This is a genomic window from Devosia sp. P1_H9, assembly GCF_056405135.1.
Genome location: NZ_JBFUCQ010000012.1, coordinates 29,915 through 46,029 on the forward strand (window position 1 = coordinate 29,915; position 16,115 = coordinate 46,029).

Below are 16,115 nucleotides of genomic sequence, written 5' to 3' on the forward strand. Positions count from 1 at the left end.
CACCAAACTCCGCTAGAACCGCTCAGGGGCGACGAGCGTCACGACCAGATAGATCGCGAGCCCCACGACCACGGCGAGACCGAGAACAAGCTCAAACATCGGCCGCCTCAAAGCTTGCCGATGGCGCGGGCATAAAACCCGAGAACCGCGAGGACCCCGGCGCCGAGCGCCAGGTAAACAAGGTCGAGCATGTCGAACTCCGATGGTTGAAATGGGAGTTCCGTATGGACCTTCAGCGCATCAGCGTTCGATTGCGAAGGCTGGGGTGGGGCGTAAGGATTTCGTAAGGGAGGGGTGCCGGACCCCGGCCTCGCCAGAGGTCGGGGTTTCGTTTGCGAGCGGACCTACCGTTCAGCTGGTTGCCAGCAGCCCGACAGGCGAGGCGAACAGCGCGCTGGCGGGCCTGCTCCCCACCGAGATCGACGCGGTGCTGCCGATGCCGGCGGCCGACGTGATGCTGGGATTGCTGGAGAAGCTGGGCGCCTGACGCTCTCTGGTTGCGGCGTGGCATACCCGCTTCCCGTTGTTGCCTCCGAGCCCCCGCTCGCCGGGCAGCCCTAGGCCAAGCGGTAGAGGCCGGCGCCGTGGCTCGGCAGGGTCGCGGCAAAGCTGCCCGTGTGTTGGCCGAGCTGCTTGCCCGTCCACAGGTCCGTCACGGCAGCACTCTTGATCCCCAGCGGCGCCAGCTTGAAGCCGATCTCCCGCTCCGCCTTGCCGGTGTTGAACAGCGCCAGGTAGGCATCGCCGTTCTCGGCGCGAGCGGTCCAGACGCGGGTGCCGTCCATGACGAAATGCGGCTGGTTGTCGGTGCTGTGCTGGTTCACCGCCAGTACGTCGCGGTTGGTGAGCAGCGCCAGGGTCGGGGCATCGAGGTGGCGCAGGTCGCCGCCCATGATCAGCGGCGAACGGGCGATGGCCCAGAGGGTCATCACCGTCTTCTGCTCGGCCGGGGTGAAGTTGGTGTCGCGATCACCCAGCGCCAGCCGCCCGAGCGGCAGCATGTCAGCATCCGGCCAGGCGCCCGGCCGGCGCCACGGGTTCCAGTTCTCGAGCCGGACGAACTGCGCCTCGACCATCGCCCACTCGTCCCAGAAGTCATCGCTGATCCGCCACATCTGCGCGTACTGCCGCACGTGCTCGGCGCGCAACACCGGCGTCTCGCCGGGCGACAGCGACAGCACCATCGGCCGGCCCGTTCGCGCGATGGCGTGGTGCGCCGCCTCGATCTCGGCGGCATGCGCATCGTAGGGGCGGCTCATGTCGTCCATCTTGATGAAGTCGACGCCCCAGGACGCATAGAGCGCAAATATGCTGTCATAGTAAGCCTGCGCGCCGGGCTTGGTCATATCCACCCCGTACATGTCGGGGTTCCAGCTGCAGATGCTGTCGGTATCGGCGATGTCCGCGGCGCGCACCGAGGTGCCCAGCACCGGCAGGTTCTGCTCGACCGCGAGGCGCGGGATGCCGCGCATGATGTGGATGCCGAACTTCAGCCCGAGTGCGTGCACCTGCCGCGCCAGCTCAGCGAAACCGACACCGTGCGCCGCCGAGGGGAAGCGGTTCAGCGCCGGCGTCACCCGCCCATGGCCGTCCATCGTCGGCACCGGCTTGGTGTTGTAGTTGTAGCTCCGCGCTTCCGGCTCGTACCACTGGATGTCGACGGTAAAGACGTCGTAGCCGAAGGGCAGCAGCTGTTCGGCCATGATCTTGGCCGTCTCGAGCGCCTGCGCTTCGGTGATGGTGGTGGCAAAGCTGTTCCAGCTGTTCCAGCCCATCGGCGGGGTCGGGGCGAGTAGGGTCATGATCGGCAGTCCGGTTTGCAGGAGCCCGACGCCAACTCCGCATCGGCCCCGACGTCAAGCGCCGCCGGGCTCGACCAGACGAACCCGAAAGCATTCGGCTGGATTCAGGAGCCTCAGCCGCCCTTCAGCATCGCCTCGATCTCTGCCCGCGTCGGCATCGACGGCGCCGTGCCCGGCTTCTGTACCGACAGCCCAGCCGTGGCGCAGCCGAAACGCACCGCATCTACCGGCGACATACCCTCGGCCAGCGCCACGGCGAAACCGCCGTTGAAGGCGTCGCCGGCCCCGGTGGTCTCCACTACCTTCGCCACCTTAAACGCCGGCACCATGTGCGTGCCATCAGCGCCATGCAGCAGCGCACCTTTCTCGCCCAGCGTGATGAGGGCATTCTTCGCCCCGCGACGGACGAACTCCTTGGCCGCCGCCAGCGCATCGGCCTCGGTCTCCACCTTCAGCCCGGTCAGCGTCGCCGCTTCCGTTTCGTTCGGCGTGACGTAATCGCAGAGCGCATAGATGGCGTCGTCGACCTGCACCGCTGGCGCCGGGTTGAGAATGGTGATGACGCCGTGCTTCCGCGCCAAGGTCAGCCCGGCGATCGCGGTCTCGATCGGCTGCTCGAACTGCGTCATCAGCACTTTGCTGCCCACAATCACCGGCTCCGCTGCCGCTACGTCCGCGGGCGACAGCTTCGCCGCTGCGCCGCTTTCGACGATGATGGCGTTGTTGCCGGTTTCGGTGGAGACGAAAATGAACGCCGCGCCGGTGGGCAACTCATCATCGATCGCCACCGCCGAGGTGTCGATCCCATCCGCCGCCCAGGCCTTCTGCGCCATCTCGCCAAAGGTATCGCGGCCGATGCGGGTGATCATCCGGGCGTCGCCACCGGCGCGCGCCGCGGCAATCGCCTGGTTCGAGCCCTTGCCTCCCGGACCGTCCTTGAAGCCCTGACCCAGGATGGTCTCGCCCATCAACGGCAGGCGCGGCGCCCTGAACGCTAGGTCCGCCACGAAAATCCCGAGCACTGCGACAGCCGCACGCGCCATGACATCCCCTCCCAGTAGCGCGCGCCCTTTAGCTGAGCTTGCCCGCCTTCAATGCCGCAAGGATCCAGTCCCGGTAGGTCTGGTCCTTGTTCTCGATCTCGGGGGAAACCTTGCTGGCTTCGGTCATGAAGTAAAGGTAGTCGCGGCCCATTTGTTCGCCGCGGCCGGTATGCATGTCGACGGCGAAATCCGGGATCTCCGGCATCCGCTCGCCGAAGGCCATGGCGTGCTTGGCCCAGTTGGCCATGTCGTCCGTGGTGCGGTCCTTCTTGCCTGAGGCGAGCACGCGGATGGCGTGCGCGGCGAACAGGAACCGGTCATGCGTCGGCCGGTCGAAGCGCTGGTGCGTGCGATAAAGCGTATCGACCAGCACCGGCGCATCAAGATTGCCGAAGCCGACATCCTCCACCGAGATCACGGCCAGCCGGTCCCACAGCTTCTGCTCGAGTTCGGGGCTGGTGAGATACATCTCCCAGCCGAGCAGCAGCGCGTTCTCGGTGAGCCCGCGGCGGATGGATTTCTGCAGCGCCGAGATCACCTCATCGGCCGGAAAACCGTTCTCGGTGGTGGTGCGCTGCCACGGATCGGGCGCCTGCTTGACCTTGATGCCCCCTTGCGTCATTTGCCCGACACCCAGTTCGCGATGTTGTTCCACAGCGGCGCATAGCCGGCCCAATCGACAAAGGGCGGCGGCGCCCAGTGCGGCCCGCAATCCGAAGTGAACACCGCGGAACGGCCCTTGCCGAACTCGCCCACTGCGATCAGCGGGTCGCCGCCGACCCGCACCAGCACCTCGGCATCGGGCTTCGCCACCACCTCGTTGTAGCCGAGCAACGCCGGCCATTCCCCGGTGATCCCCTTGGTGATCGGGTGCCCGGCATCGCCGACATGTGCGACGACGCCCTGCGGGTTCTCCTTGCGGTCGTCGTGGCGGTACATCGTCACGGGCAGTACGTCCTCGACCGCCGAGCCGGCGTACTGGCCCTTGGCGTCGATGCCCTGGAAGGTGAGATAGCCGCCGATCATTACGAGCCCGCCGCCGTTCAGCACGTAGTCCTTGATCGAGGTCAGCCGGTTGGGCAGCGGCACCGAGCGGACGAACGTATCGGGGTGCAGCAGCAGCGTGTTGGCGCCGATATCGGAGAGCATCACCACGTCATAGGCGGCCAGCGTCTCTGCGGTCTGCGGGAAGTCACGGGCGGCGAGGTGGTTGGGGAGGAACGTCACCTCCCAACCGCCACCTTCCAGCGCCGCCTTCAACCAGCGGACGCCCTCGTTGTATTCGGTGGTGGTGAAGCTGTCGAAGCCCTTGGTGTGGATCGAGTGGGTGACCCAGGACTCCCCGGCGATCAGTACGCGCTTGCTCACGCCATGAAGTCCTTCGTGCTTGGTGCGGCGACAGATTGGCGCCGGATGAGTTCGACCGGCAGCCGCGTCAGCATCGGCGGTGCTTCGCCGTTCAGCAGCGCCAGTAGCGTCAAAAAGCCCTGGCGGCCGAGCTGCTCCACCGGTTGGCGGATGGCGGTCAGCGGCGGCGTCAGCAGCGCGCCGAACGCCATGTCGTCGAAGCCGATCAGCGACACCTGGTCCGGCACGTTGACGCCGGCCTCCTTCAGCCCCATCACCGCGCCGATGGCGAGGTAGTCGGAGGAGGCGAAGATCGCCGTCGGCGGCATTGGCAGCTCGAGGAATTTCTGCGTCGCGGCGCGCGCCAGTTCAGGCGCAAAACTGCCGATGGCGACATATTCGGGCCGCACCGCGATCCCAGCCTCGTTCATCGCCAGCATGAAGCCTTCGCGCCGCTCGGTCACCGTCAACAGCCCGTGCGGACCGCCGAGATAGGCGATGCGGCGATGGCCGGCTTCGATCAGGTGCTTGGTCGCCGCATAGGCGCCCTCGGTGTTCTCGACGAACAGCCGGGGCACGCTGACCCCGGGGATATCCTCGTCGACGATCACCACGTTCTTGCGCTTGCCGATCAGCGCGGCGAGCGTGCCGTCATCGGCGGTGTTGGTCATCATCAGCAGGCCATCGACATGCCGGTCGTGCAGCCGCTCGAGCGAAGCGATCTCGCGCTCGCGGTCGGAGCGGGTCGAGCTCATGAACACGGTGTAGCCGTGCCGGTCCGCCTCGTCCTCGAAGGCCGAGGCCAGCTCGGCGAAGAACGGCTCGCGGATCTCCGGCGTCACCAGCCCCACCGCTTCGGTCTTGCCGGTGGAGAGGCGCTTGGCGAGCAGGTTTGGCCGATAATCGAGCTTGGCGATGGCCGCATCTATCCGGCCGGCCGTGGAAGGCGGCAGCTCGATACGGTTGTTGAGGTAGCGGGACACCGTCGTCGGCGATACCCCGGCATCCTGCGCTACATCATGGATAGTCGCCATTGCACCCCCACTCGCCCGTTTAAGCTAGATCGGCGCAAGCGCTTTAGTAAAGCGGTTTCGTAACCCGTTTTCTGCGGTTTTCACCATACAATCGGATGCACCTCTCCGGTCGAGACGTTCACGAAGCCCTCCGGCGCCAGCGGCGACGGGGCCACCAGCACCCAGGTCCACGGCGCGCAGGTCAGCGTCGCAAACATCAGCCGTTCAGGGAAGCCGGGGTTCCAGCGCGGGCGGAAGGTCGGCTCGTACATCCAGTCGACCTGTTCCGCCGCGCGGTAGAGCTTCTGCATCTCCGCATCGAGTTCCGCCGCCGGGCGCTTGCTCATAAGCCCGCCGATCTCGAACCGCACGGTCGCCGTTACCTTGCCCTTGTGCACCAGCGCCCAGCCGCCCTGCGTCTGCCTGAGCGTGTTCACCGCCAGCGCCATAGCCGCGTCGGACGAGCCGCAGGTCCAGATGTTGTGCTTGTCGTGCGCCACCGAGCAGGCAACGGCGGTGTCCGGATCGCGCGGCCCGCAGCCACGCCAGAACATCTTCGCCACCTTCCCTTCGCCCGAGAAGCGGTCGACGATGGCGAACTTGGTGAGGTTCTCGCTCTCGAGCCGCTGCACCTCGCCGTCCACCACCGGCAGTTCCATGGTGTAGAAATCCGGATGCCAGTGGAACGGCCGGATCACCGCCGACTGCATGGTCTGCCGCCCCGGCGCAGCCTTGATGGCGAAATCCCCCGCGGTGATCTCGCGCTTGATGTTGATGGTCCTGGTCGCCCACTCCGGCCAGGCGATGTCGGGCACCTTGCCGATGAACTTCGTGCCCTCGGAGATCTGCGCCCCATCGGCCCAGACCTTGGCGATCTTCAGCGCCGTCACGTCCTCGAGCAGCACGATATCGGCAAAGCGGCCGGGCGAGATCGAACCGACCCATGGCGTCAGCCGCATGTGGCGGGCCGGGTTGATCGTGGCGCACTGGATGGCGATCTCGGCCGGCAGCCCGGCGGCGATGGCCGTACGGATGTTGTGGTCGGTAGCGCCGGTCTCCAGCGTCAGCGTGGCGCTGCGATCGTCGGTGGCGAACGCCACCTGGCTCCAGTCGACCAGTCCCCTCTGCAGCAACCCGGTGACGATCTCGGTCATCGAGTGGATGCGGATTTCGATGAACAGCCCATGCCGCAGCTTGTCCCACGCCTCATCGGCCGACATCATCTCGTGGTCGGAGGCCAGCCCCGCCGCAGCGAAGGCGTTGATCTCGCCCAGCGAGCGCAGCCCGGCACCGTGCCCTTCGACCACGCCGCGCGCCGCAAAGGTCGCCTCGATCATCCCCCAGAGCCGCTCGTGCGAGGGGTTCTCCGGGTTCCACACCGCCGGCCAGTCCATCACCTCGTCGAGCCCGGTGACCATGGGGCTCGCTGCCATGAACTTTTGCTGCTCGTCATGGTCGAAATAGCCGCCGCCCCACTCGTAGGCGGTGGGCGGCACGGCGGAACCAGGCTGCGGGAAGATCTTCAGCGGCGACCCCGCTAGCCGCGCCTTGAGCCAGAATTCGAGATTGTGAGGGCCATCGACATTGGAGAATTCGTGGCTCGCCTCGCAGGTCCAGGTATTGCCGCGCGGCATCACCAGCGCCGCGTCCCATTCCGGCGTCAGGTGCGAACTCTCGATATGCTTGTGCACCTCACCGAAGCCTGGGACGGCGGCCAGTTTGGGCTCGTGGAAGCGCTCCTTGACCTGCCCCTGATACTCGCCCGCCGGCCCGACCCAGGCGATGCGCTTGCCGCGCATCACGATCTCCTGGTCGTGCATCCAGGTCCGCGAATGCACGTCGAGGAGCTTGCCTACCCGCAGAGACCGGTCGGCCGGGCGCTTCCCCAGCGCCACCAGCAGCAGATCCTGCCGGATTTTGACTTCGTCGGCGGCGGTTATGAGGAGGTCGTCTGGAAGTTCAGCCATCATATTCCACGCTGTTGGCACCAGATGCCGACAAGCCTCAGGCTCTCGGCCGCGATCCCCCCGATCAATTCCTCCCCCTTTTTCGCGGTCGCCGGCCGCGGGTCGCCGAAGACGCCCGATTTGTTGAACGCCGAGAGCTTCATCGGCTCCGAGCCGAACAGCTCCGGAAACGCCGGATACTCCGGCGCCGCCCGCTCCATCCGCACGGTCTCGGGCGCCAACGCCAGCATCATCGAGGTCTCGACCTCGTCGGCATGATAGAAGCCGGGCCCGGCCGGCTCGCTCTCCATCAGCTCGGCAGCCAACGCCTCGAGCCGCGGATAGTCGAGATGCAGCACCGGGAAACCGGCCTCGCCCAGCGTCCGCGCCGCAAGGTTGATCGGCTCGCGATTGCCGAAGTGTCCGTTGACGGTGATCAGCCCTTTGACGCCCATCCGCTGCAACCCGCGGCCAATATCAGCGACGGCGGCCCGCAGCGTTTCCGGCGACAGCGATAGCGTCCCGGCCCAATCCTCCGCCGTCCACGCATCGCCATAGGCGATGGCCGGCAGCAGCAACGCATCACAACCCTCGGCGATCCGTCGCGCCACGCCGCTCGCCAGCACCGTATCGGTCAGCAGGGGCAAATGCGCGCCATGCTGCTCCACCGCGCCGACCGGCAGCACCGCGATCAGCCCCTTGGCGATGGCGGCCGCGACGTCGTTCCAGCTGGCGCTTGTGGCATCGAGCATCAGGCCCATCCGAGAATGTTGAGCGGAGCGTGCGGCGCCAGTTTGCCGAGCAGTTCGGTGACACTGTGGCTGTATTCGACATTGCCGCCGAGGCGGGTGCCCATCGCCGCCTCGGCGATGTCGGCAGCCTCGTAGCCATGCGCGATCAGGTTGATTATCGCCGCCTGCAGCGGACCCATGGTCGGATTGAAAGCGACGCTCTCGATGGAAAAACCCGACACCATCTGTCCGTCACGCAGTGCCAGCACCACCGCACCGGGGCACTTGCTGTAGGGCGCATGGGCGCGGCGCCCCGCATCGAGCAGCCGGTCCGCGATGGTCGCGGGCGAGTCATTGGCGGCGAGATCGAGACTGCCGTCGAAGGCTCCCGCGACAGCGCCAACCTCACCCAGATAGTCCGGATCGAACGGCCACGGATAGAGCTGCGCCATCGTCAGCCGATGCCCCAGCGGATCGATCAGCCTCAGCTCACGGCTGCCCGCGAACTCCGAGATATACTGCCGGCAGTGGGCGCAAGGGTGCGCCTCGCCGATGGCAATCGTCTCGATCGTCGTGCCGCGCGAGGCGGCGCGCGTGAACACAAACCCCTCGCCGTGAATGGTGAAGCCCAGGTGCGTGGCGGGGAATTCGACATTGCCGCCGAGCACCAAGTTGCCGGTTTCGCGCTCCAGCCCGACGGCTCCGACGAAGAAATTCGAAATGGGCGGCTGGGCGATGCCGCGTGCCGGAGCCAGCGCAAGAAGCATCAGTTCCTCGACACTGCCGAGCCCGAAGCTCTCGCGCAGTGTCGCCACCTCGGAGGCGAGCAGTACCGAGCCCAGATTATCTTCAGGCCGGCGCGCCTGTGCTGCCACCAGCCGTGCGATTTCTGCGGCGACCTTATCGCCAACATCGGCGCTCTGGCGGGCAAATCGGGCGGCGATGGCGGGGTCGGCCTGGAACGGATTGAGGCTCACTTCTGGCGCATGGCTCCTCCCGCGAATGCATTTGACAAGCGGGATTTAGGTGTCGTTAGATCGTCATGTAAACCGGTTTACCGGACGGGGGTCAAATGGGTTCAACGCTTATCCACGGAGCGACAGTTCTTTCCGTGGACGCTGAAAATCGGGTGTTCGAGGGTGGCTTCGTCGCCATCCGCGACGGTCGGATCAGCGGTGTAGGGCCTCGCGACGGCACTCCCAACCCGTCCGGCTTCGACGAGGTGTTCGACCTGACCGGGCACCTCGTCATGCCGGGCCTCGTCAACGCTCATACCCACTCGGTGATGGTGCTGTTCCGCGGCCGCTCGGAAGGCCAGAGCCTCCTCACCATGGAGGGCTGGTACAATTCGATCCGCGAGCCCGAACTGTCGCTGGTGTCGTCCGATGTCGGCCCCGCCGTGGCGCTGAGCTGCGCCGAGATGGCGCTGTCGGGCACCACCACCTTCTGCGACCAGTATTTCTTCGCCGAGGAGATTGCCGACGCAGTGAAGGCCGCCGGCCTCCGCTCGGTCATCGCCTACGGCATCGTGCAACTGGGCGACAAGGCGCGCGGCGAAGCCGAACTCGCCAAGGCCACCGCCTTCCTCGAGCAGCAGCGCTCGGCCGATGGCCGGATCATCCCGTGGTTCGGCCCGCACGCGCCCTATGTCGACAACTCCGAGGACCTGCTGCTGGACGAGGTGGAAGTCGCCAACGCATATGGCGTCGGCCTCCACCTGCACATGGCCTGCGGTCCGGAGGATAACGAGGAAACCGAACGCCGCTACGGCACCACCGCCGCCGTGGCGCTCGAAAAGATCGGCTTCTTCAACGGCCGCATCCACGCTGCCCACTGCCTCGACCTCAGCCCCGAGGACATCGCGGTGTTCGCCCGCGCTCCGCATGCGTCGGTCTCCTACAATGCCTCGGCCGGCCTGCGCTCGGGCCGCAAGGGCATCTGCCCGGCGGTGGAGCTCAGGCAGGCCGGCGTCACCGTGGCGCTCGGCACCGATAACGTCGCCGCCAACAACTCCTACGACATGGTCTCCGAAATGCGCGTCGCCGGGCTCGTCGCCAGCCATCGCGAGGGCGTGGCGCAGCCGCTGTCGAGCCGCGACCTCGTGCGCATGGCAACCATCGAGGGCGCCAAGGCGCTCGGCCTCGAGCACGAAATCGGCAGCCTCGTGGTCGGCAAGGCCGCCGACATCGCGGCATTCGACCTCAGTGGAGCTGGCTACTCGGAGACGCCGGACCCGGAAACGCTGCTGGTCTATTCCGGCAGCGGCCGCGATCTGCGCCACCTCTGGGTGGCCGGTGAACAGCTGGTCAGCGACAGGAGCTTGACGCGCCGGCCCTTTGCCGACATCCGACAGACCTACTCGGCGACCTATGCCGATTTCTGGGGCCGCGTCGAAGCGGCCCGCGATAGCAAGAACAAGAAAGTAGTAGCTTGACCAAGCGTAAGTTCATTTTCGATAGCGACGGCGGCGTCGACGACGCCCAGGCGCTGATCCTGCTCGTTGCCAACGGCAAGGTGCCGGACCTGATCACCACGGTGTTCGGCAATGTCGGCCGCGACCAGGCGACTACCAATCTCCTCGCCACCTGCGCCCAGCTGGGTGTCTCGATCCCGGTGCATCGCGGCGCCGACCGGCCGCTGACCCAGCCGATCATCGATGCCAAATACGTCCACGGCGACGACGGCCTCGGCGGCGCGCCGCGTCCCGCCAAGCAGGACATCCACACCTCCGACGACGGCGTCGCCGTGCTCATCAGCACCTTCCGCGCCGCCGCGGCCAAGGGCGAGAAGGTCGATATCCTGATGATCGGGCCGTTGACCAACCTGGCGCTGGCGCTCCGCCTCGATCCGTCAATCCTTCCCGGCATCGGCACCCTCACCATCATGGGCGGCAACGTCTATGGCCGCGGCAACACCACGCCGGCCGCCGAGTTCAACATCTATGCCGACCCCGAGGGCGCGCATGTGGTGCTGACCGCCGGCATCGAGACCGTGGTGATCCCGTGGGAGCCTTGCCTCACCCACTTCATGGTGGGCGAGAAGATCGACGCGCTGTTCGCCGGCATCCCGGCCTCGCCGCTCAAGACCTTCAACGAAGCGCTGCAGAAGCACGCCCGCGAGAACGGCATCCGCCGAGGCCTGCCCGACCGCTTCCTCTACGTCGATCCGCTGGCCGCCGCCGTGGTGCTCGATCCCTCGATGGTCACCAAGTCGACCGTCGCTTCGTCGAGCGTCGCGCTCGCGCCGGGGATCACCCGCGGCATGACGCTGGTCGATCCTTCCGGGCGCCTCGGCACCCCCAAGATTACGTTCGTCGAGGAGGTCGATATCGCTAAAGTCGACGCTCTCTACGCCGTATCCGCCGCCTATTCCCCCAAGAATTAGAACAAACGCAAACAGGAGTGCGCATGTCTCTGATCTCGACTCTCGGTAAAGCCGCAGCAGGTATCCTGCTTTCGGCCTCGATGATGGCGTCGACGGCAATGCCCGTCGCCGCCGCAGAATACACCAAGGACAACCCGCTCAAGGTCGCGCTCGTCTTGCACGGCACGCTCGGCGACAAGAGCTTCTTCGATGACGCCGCCGAAGGCATGAAGCAGGCCGAGGCCGAGCTGCCGGTGACGGTGAAGATCATCGAGCTGGGCTATGACCGCTCGAAATGGCAGGCCGGTCTGGCCGATGCCGCTGACTCGGGCTACGACGTCATCATCGCCGGCACCTTCGACATGACCGGCTACATCGCCGAGCTGTCGCCGGAATATCCGGACGTGAAGTTCATCGATTTCGACGACTCGCCGGATTACACCAAGTGCGAGTGCAAGAACGTCCTCGGCGTGCAGTACACCACTGCCGCCGCCGGCTATCTCGCCGGTTACGCCGCCGCCAAGCTCTCGAAGTCCGCGATCCTGGGCACCATCATCGGCATGGAATTCCCGACCGTCACCGACTTCAAGACCGGTTTCGACCAGGGCGCCAAGGCCGCCAACCCGTCGATCAACATCCTCAATGCCGTGGCCGGTGCGTTCAACGACCCTGCCAAGGGCAAGGAAATCGCGCTCGCCCAGATCAACCAGGGCGCCGACGTGGTGTTCCCGATCGCTGGCGGTACCGGCATCGGCTCGCTGCAGGCGGTCAAGGACTCGGGCAAGCTCGCCGTCGGCGTCGACAGCGACCAGGCGACGATCTTCTCGACCTCCGATCCGGCTCAGGCCGATGTGATCTTCACCTCGGTCCTCAAGAAGGTCGGCCACTCGCTGTTCCTGGCGCTGCAGGGCACGCTCGACGGCACTGCGCCGTACGGCTCGCGTGAGCTGCTCGGCATCAAGGACGGTGCCGTGGGGATCGCCAAGAACGCCTGGTACGAGAAGCTCGTGCCGGCCGACGTGCGCGCCGAAGTCGATGCGCTCGAGGCCAAGATCGTCGCCGGCGAGATCGAAGTCGCCACCGACATGAAGTGATGCAACGGGCCCCGCGGCAACGCGGGGCCCAACTCTTTGAATATCTGGCGCAAAGCGGGGCAGCATGGCGCTTCTGGAAGCAATCGGGATCGGCAAGACCTATCCCGGCGGTGTAGTAGCCAATGACGGGGTGAACCTCGTTATCGAGCCGGGCGAAGTTCATGCCGTGGTCGGCGAGAACGGCGCGGGCAAATCCACCCTCATGAAAATCCTGTTCGGCATCGAACAGCCCAATGCCGGCACGCTCCTGCTCGACCACAAGCAGGTGCATTTCGCCAACCCGCGCGAGGCGATCGATGCGGGCATCGGCATGGTGTTCCAGCATTTCTCGCTGGTCCCGAGTTTTTCCGTCTACGAGAACGTGGTGCTCGGTTCCGAGCCCAAGGCCGGCATCCGGCTCGATCGCCAGAAGGCGATCGCCGAGGTGCAGGCGCTCAGCGACAAATTCCGTCTCAAGGTCGATCCGCTGCCTTCCGTCGGGTCGCTCCCCGTCGGCCAGCAGCAGCGTGTCGAGATCCTCAAGGCGCTCTACCGCAACGCCCGCATCCTGATCCTCGACGAGCCGACCGCCGTGCTGGCGCCGCAGGAAGTGCAGGAGCTGTTCGTCGCCATCCGCTCGCTGGTGGCGCAGGGCAAGACGGTGATCTTCATCGCCCACAAGCTGCCCGAAGTGCTGGAGATCTCGAACTCCATCACGGTGATGCGGCAGGGCAAGACCGTCGGCCAGGTTAAGACCAAGGAAGTCACCGAGAAGAGCCTCGCCGCCCTGATGGTGGGCCGCGAAGTGAGCCTCCGGGTCGATCGCAAGCCCACCGACCAGACCGAACGCGTCGCCTCGGTCAGTGGCCTCCGCGTCGTCAACGCGCGCGGCACCAAAGTGGTGGCCGGGCTCGATCTCAACGTCTATGCCGGCGAGATCGTCGGGCTGGTCGGCGTCGAAGGCAACGGGCAGGCCGAAACGCTGGAGGCGATTTCCGGGCTCCGCCACGTGGCGGCCGGCGACATCGTCGTCGCCAACCAGAATGCCAACCCGCTGACCGTGCTCGAACGGCGCGGCCTCGGCCTCGCCTCGATCCCCGAAGACCGCATCGCCGAAGGCCTCGCCACCGGATCGACGGTGGCGGAGAACCTCGTCGCGACGCGGCTCAACGATAAGCGCTATGTGCGCAACGGCCTGCTCGACCTCAAGGCGATCAAGGCCAACGCGCAGCGGCTGATCGAGCAGTTCTCGATCCGCGTGGGCGGGCCCGGCTATGCCGTCGGCACGCTGTCGGGCGGCAACATGCAGAAGGTGGTGGTGGCGCGCGAACTCAGCGAGCAGCCGAAACTCCTCTTGGTCAACCAGCCCACCCGCGGCGTCGATCTCGGCGCTACACAGTTCATCTGGCGCACCATTACCGACGCCCGCGACAAGGGCGCTGCGGTGCTGTTGAGTTCGGCCGATCTCTCCGAGTTGCTGGCGCTCAGCGACCGGCTGGTGGTGCTGTATCGGGGCAAGATCGTTGCGGCCTTCCTCAACACGCCCGACCTGACCCCGGAAACGCTCGGCACATACATGCTCGGGCTCTCGACCCAGACCGCAGACGAAATGAAGGCGGCCCTCAAATGAGCAATATCCCCGCCGTCGATCGCCGGTCGCGCTGGAAGACGATACGACGCGAAGTCGGTCGCGCCGTCGGCGCGCTGGTCATCGCGCTCGTCGTCACCTTCATCGTCGTGCTACTCACCTCCAAGGCGCCGATCGACGCGATCACCCAGTTGCTCACCGCCCCGGCATCGAAGCCCCGCACTATCGGGCTGTGGCTGGACGATGTCGCCAAGCTCACCGTCACCGGCCTTGCGTTCAGCCTGGTGTTCCAGGCCCGGCAGTTTGCCATGGGCGTGCAGGGCCAGGTCTATATCGGGGCGCTCGCCGCCAGCTATGTGGCGCTGTCGCCGCTCGGCGCCAGCTGGGCCGGCATCCCGCTCGGCATCGCCGCCGCCATGCTGGCCGGCGCGATCTACGGGTTCCTCCCCGGTATTGCCAAGGCCAAGCTTGGCGCCAACGAGATCGTCTCGTCGTTGATGCTCAACTACATCGCGGTCGAGCTCTGCAACTTCCTCGTCCGTGTCAGCCTGCCCAAGCCGCAGCCGGGCGTCCTCACCACCAACGATTTCCCCGACAGCGCGGTGTTCCCGCAGCTGATCAAGTTCGACGGGCTCAACGTCACCCGGCTCGACCTCGGGCTGGTCTTCGCGCTCGTCGCAGTGTTCGTGGTGTGGTTCGCGCTCTACCGCACCAGCTGGGGCCTGAAGCTGCGGCTCGTCGGGCACAACGCCCGCTTCGCCGAGTATTCCGGCATCAAGGCGACCTTCATCATGGTCTCGGCGATGACCGCCTCCGGCGCGCTGGGTGGCCTGCTCGGCTCGATGTTCGTCCAGGGGCAGGGCTACGGCAAGCTGACCGTGCTGTTCGAGGGCGGCCTCGCCTTCGAGGGCATCCTCGTCGCCATCGTCGCCCGCAGCCGGCCGCTGGCCGTGCCGATCGTGGCACTGTTCTACGGCTATCTGAGACAAGGCGCGCAGCTGATGAACATCCGCACGGACGTGCCGGCCGAGGTGATCGGCGTCGTCACCGCGATCATCATCCTGCTCGTCAGCTCGTCCTTCTCGCTCAACTTCATCACGCGGCTGTTCAAGCGCAGTCCGTCGCCATCAGTTGCGCCTGCCGCTGCCGGAGGTGCCGCCAAATGATGGAACTCATCATCACGGTCTTTTCGGCCACCTTCTTCGTCACCGTCATCCGCACCACCACGCCGCTGCTGCTGGCGACGCTAGGCGGGCTGATCGCCGATCTCTCGGGCGCGCTCAACGTGGCGCTCGAGGGCATGATGCTGATCGGCTGCCTAACCGCGGTGATCGTCTCCGTCTATGCCCCGTGGTACGTGGCGGTCGCCGCCGGCCTCGGCGCTGGCGCCGTGCTCGGGCTGGTCATGGCGTTCTTCGCCTACCGGCTGAAGGCCGACATCATCCTCGTCGGCTTTGCCATCAACATCCTCGCGGCGGGCGGCACGGTGTTCGCCCTCGCCATCGCCACGGGCGGCGACAAGGGCACCTCGATCAACCTCCAGAGCAAGGCCGTCCCGGCGGTCGATCTCAGCTTCCTCAGCGCCATTCCCGGCATCGGTCCGATCCTCAAATCGTTCCTCTCCGGCCACTCGGTGCTGAGCTGGCTCGCGGCGTTCCTCGTCTTTGCGGTCTGGTACTTCCTCTACCGCACGCCCTGGGGCCTGTGGCTGCGCGGCGTCGGTGAATACCCGGCCGCGCCAGAGGCCGCCGGTATCCCGGTCAACAAAGTGCGCACCCTGAGTCTCGTCGTCTCCGGCGCTCTCGCCGGCATCGGCGGCGCCCAGCTCGCCATGTTCAACTATGTCGGCTTCACCCGCGACATGACCGCCGGCCGCGGCTTCATCGCGCTGGGCGCCGTGCTGCTCGGCGCCCGCCACCCGGTTGGGGCGCTACTCGCTGCCCTGCTGTTCGGCGCCTTCGAGGCGCTAGCGGTGGTGATGCCGGGCTTGTTCAACGACATCCCGGCCGAACTGATCCGCATGATCCCGTTCGTCGTGACGATCGCAGCCCTGGTGCTGTTCTCGGTGCGGGCGCAACGGGCACTGGCGTTGCGGGGGTTGAAATAGGCCGTCGCAACTCTTGCTCCATCCGGTCTTGCACGGCAAGGTCGGCTAGATATCAGGGTGTTGATCGGCCGGAGCACTGGGCCCCGGATTTCGCCGGGATGA

Annotated in this window: 16 protein-coding genes; 7 read left to right on the plus strand and 9 right to left on the minus strand. The window is 66.3% G+C overall.

Annotated features, from left to right (window positions below; all coding sequences use genetic code 11):
- Window positions 1–12: 12 nt before the first annotated feature.
- Window positions 13–99, minus strand: coding sequence for a K(+)-transporting ATPase subunit F (kdpF, locus tag AC1DYL_RS19415; RefSeq protein ID WP_477151859.1), 87 nt, complete (start codon window positions 97–99; stop codon window positions 13–15).
- Window positions 100–265: 166 nt separating this feature from the next.
- Here kdpF and AC1DYL_RS19420 point away from each other — a divergent pair, with 166 nt between their 5' ends.
- Window positions 266–487 (plus strand): hypothetical protein, encoded by a 222-nt coding sequence (locus AC1DYL_RS19420; RefSeq protein ID WP_477174428.1) that lies wholly within the window; start codon window positions 266–268, stop codon window positions 485–487.
- Window positions 488–557: 70 nt separating this feature from the next.
- Here AC1DYL_RS19420 and AC1DYL_RS19425 read toward each other — a convergent pair whose 3' ends face one another.
- From AC1DYL_RS19425 to AC1DYL_RS19460, 8 genes are all read right to left on the minus strand, one after another.
- A complete protein-coding gene (locus AC1DYL_RS19425; protein WP_477174429.1) occupies window positions 558–1,802 on the minus strand; it encodes a glycoside hydrolase family 27 protein in 1,245 nt (414 codons plus the stop codon).
- Window positions 1,803–1,915: 113 nt separating this feature from the next.
- The gene (gene rbsK, locus AC1DYL_RS19430; RefSeq protein WP_477151767.1) at window positions 1,916–2,845 is read right to left on the minus strand and encodes a ribokinase; all 930 of its coding nucleotides are present in this window, start codon (window positions 2,843–2,845) and stop codon (window positions 1,916–1,918) included.
- Window positions 2,846–2,873: 28 nt separating this feature from the next.
- On the minus strand, window positions 2,874–3,467 hold the full coding sequence (locus AC1DYL_RS19435) for an AAA family ATPase (protein ID WP_477151768.1): 594 nt from the start codon (window positions 3,465–3,467) through the stop codon (window positions 2,874–2,876).
- Window positions 3,464–4,213, minus strand: coding sequence for a glutamine amidotransferase (locus AC1DYL_RS19440; protein WP_477151769.1), 750 nt, complete (start codon window positions 4,211–4,213; stop codon window positions 3,464–3,466). The genes AC1DYL_RS19435 and AC1DYL_RS19440 overlap by 4 nt, the downstream gene beginning before the upstream one ends.
- Window positions 4,210–5,226 carry a LacI family DNA-binding transcriptional regulator gene (locus tag AC1DYL_RS19445; RefSeq protein ID WP_477174430.1) on the minus strand — a complete coding sequence of 339 codons (1,017 nt, stop codon included), beginning with the start codon at window positions 5,224–5,226 and terminating at the stop codon, window positions 4,210–4,212. The genes AC1DYL_RS19440 and AC1DYL_RS19445 overlap by 4 nt, the downstream gene beginning before the upstream one ends.
- Before the next feature lie 80 nt (window positions 5,227–5,306).
- Window positions 5,307–7,172, minus strand: a complete 1,866-nt coding sequence (locus tag AC1DYL_RS19450; protein ID WP_477174431.1) for an adenine deaminase — start codon at window positions 7,170–7,172, stop codon at window positions 5,307–5,309.
- Window positions 7,172–7,903 (minus strand): creatininase family protein, encoded by a 732-nt coding sequence (locus tag AC1DYL_RS19455; RefSeq protein ID WP_477174432.1) that lies wholly within the window; start codon window positions 7,901–7,903, stop codon window positions 7,172–7,174. Before AC1DYL_RS19455 ends, AC1DYL_RS19450 begins: the two co-directional genes overlap by 1 nt.
- A complete protein-coding gene (locus AC1DYL_RS19460; RefSeq protein WP_477174433.1) occupies window positions 7,903–8,859 on the minus strand; it encodes a hypothetical protein in 957 nt (318 codons plus the stop codon). Before AC1DYL_RS19460 ends, AC1DYL_RS19455 begins: the two co-directional genes overlap by 1 nt.
- 134 nt (window positions 8,860–8,993) lie before the next feature.
- On the opposite strand from AC1DYL_RS19460, the gene AC1DYL_RS19465 reads away from it, so the two are divergent.
- The 6 genes from AC1DYL_RS19465 (at window position 8,994) to AC1DYL_RS19490 (ending at window position 16,013) form a co-directional block, all read left to right on the plus strand.
- On the plus strand, window positions 8,994–10,316 hold the full coding sequence (locus tag AC1DYL_RS19465) for an amidohydrolase family protein (protein ID WP_477174434.1): 1,323 nt from the start codon (window positions 8,994–8,996) through the stop codon (window positions 10,314–10,316).
- Window positions 10,313–11,266 (plus strand): nucleoside hydrolase, encoded by a 954-nt coding sequence (locus AC1DYL_RS19470; RefSeq protein ID WP_477174435.1) that lies wholly within the window; start codon window positions 10,313–10,315, stop codon window positions 11,264–11,266. The genes AC1DYL_RS19465 and AC1DYL_RS19470 overlap by 4 nt, the downstream gene beginning before the upstream one ends.
- Before the next feature lie 23 nt (window positions 11,267–11,289).
- Entirely contained in the window at window positions 11,290–12,339 is a 1,050-nt protein-coding gene (locus AC1DYL_RS19475) for a BMP family lipoprotein (protein ID WP_477157438.1), read from the plus strand.
- A 64-nt stretch (window positions 12,340–12,403) separates the two neighbouring features.
- Window positions 12,404–13,948, plus strand: a complete 1,545-nt coding sequence (locus tag AC1DYL_RS19480; RefSeq protein ID WP_477174436.1) for an ABC transporter ATP-binding protein — start codon at window positions 12,404–12,406, stop codon at window positions 13,946–13,948.
- Complete coding sequence (locus AC1DYL_RS19485; protein ID WP_477151778.1) at window positions 13,945–15,072, plus strand: ABC transporter permease; 1,128 nt, start codon at window positions 13,945–13,947, stop codon at window positions 15,070–15,072. The genes AC1DYL_RS19480 and AC1DYL_RS19485 overlap by 4 nt, the downstream gene beginning before the upstream one ends.
- The gene (locus tag AC1DYL_RS19490; protein WP_477151779.1) at window positions 15,069–16,013 is read left to right on the plus strand and encodes an ABC transporter permease; all 945 of its coding nucleotides are present in this window, start codon (window positions 15,069–15,071) and stop codon (window positions 16,011–16,013) included. Before AC1DYL_RS19485 ends, AC1DYL_RS19490 begins: the two co-directional genes overlap by 4 nt.
- Window positions 16,014–16,115: the final 102 nt, after the last annotated feature.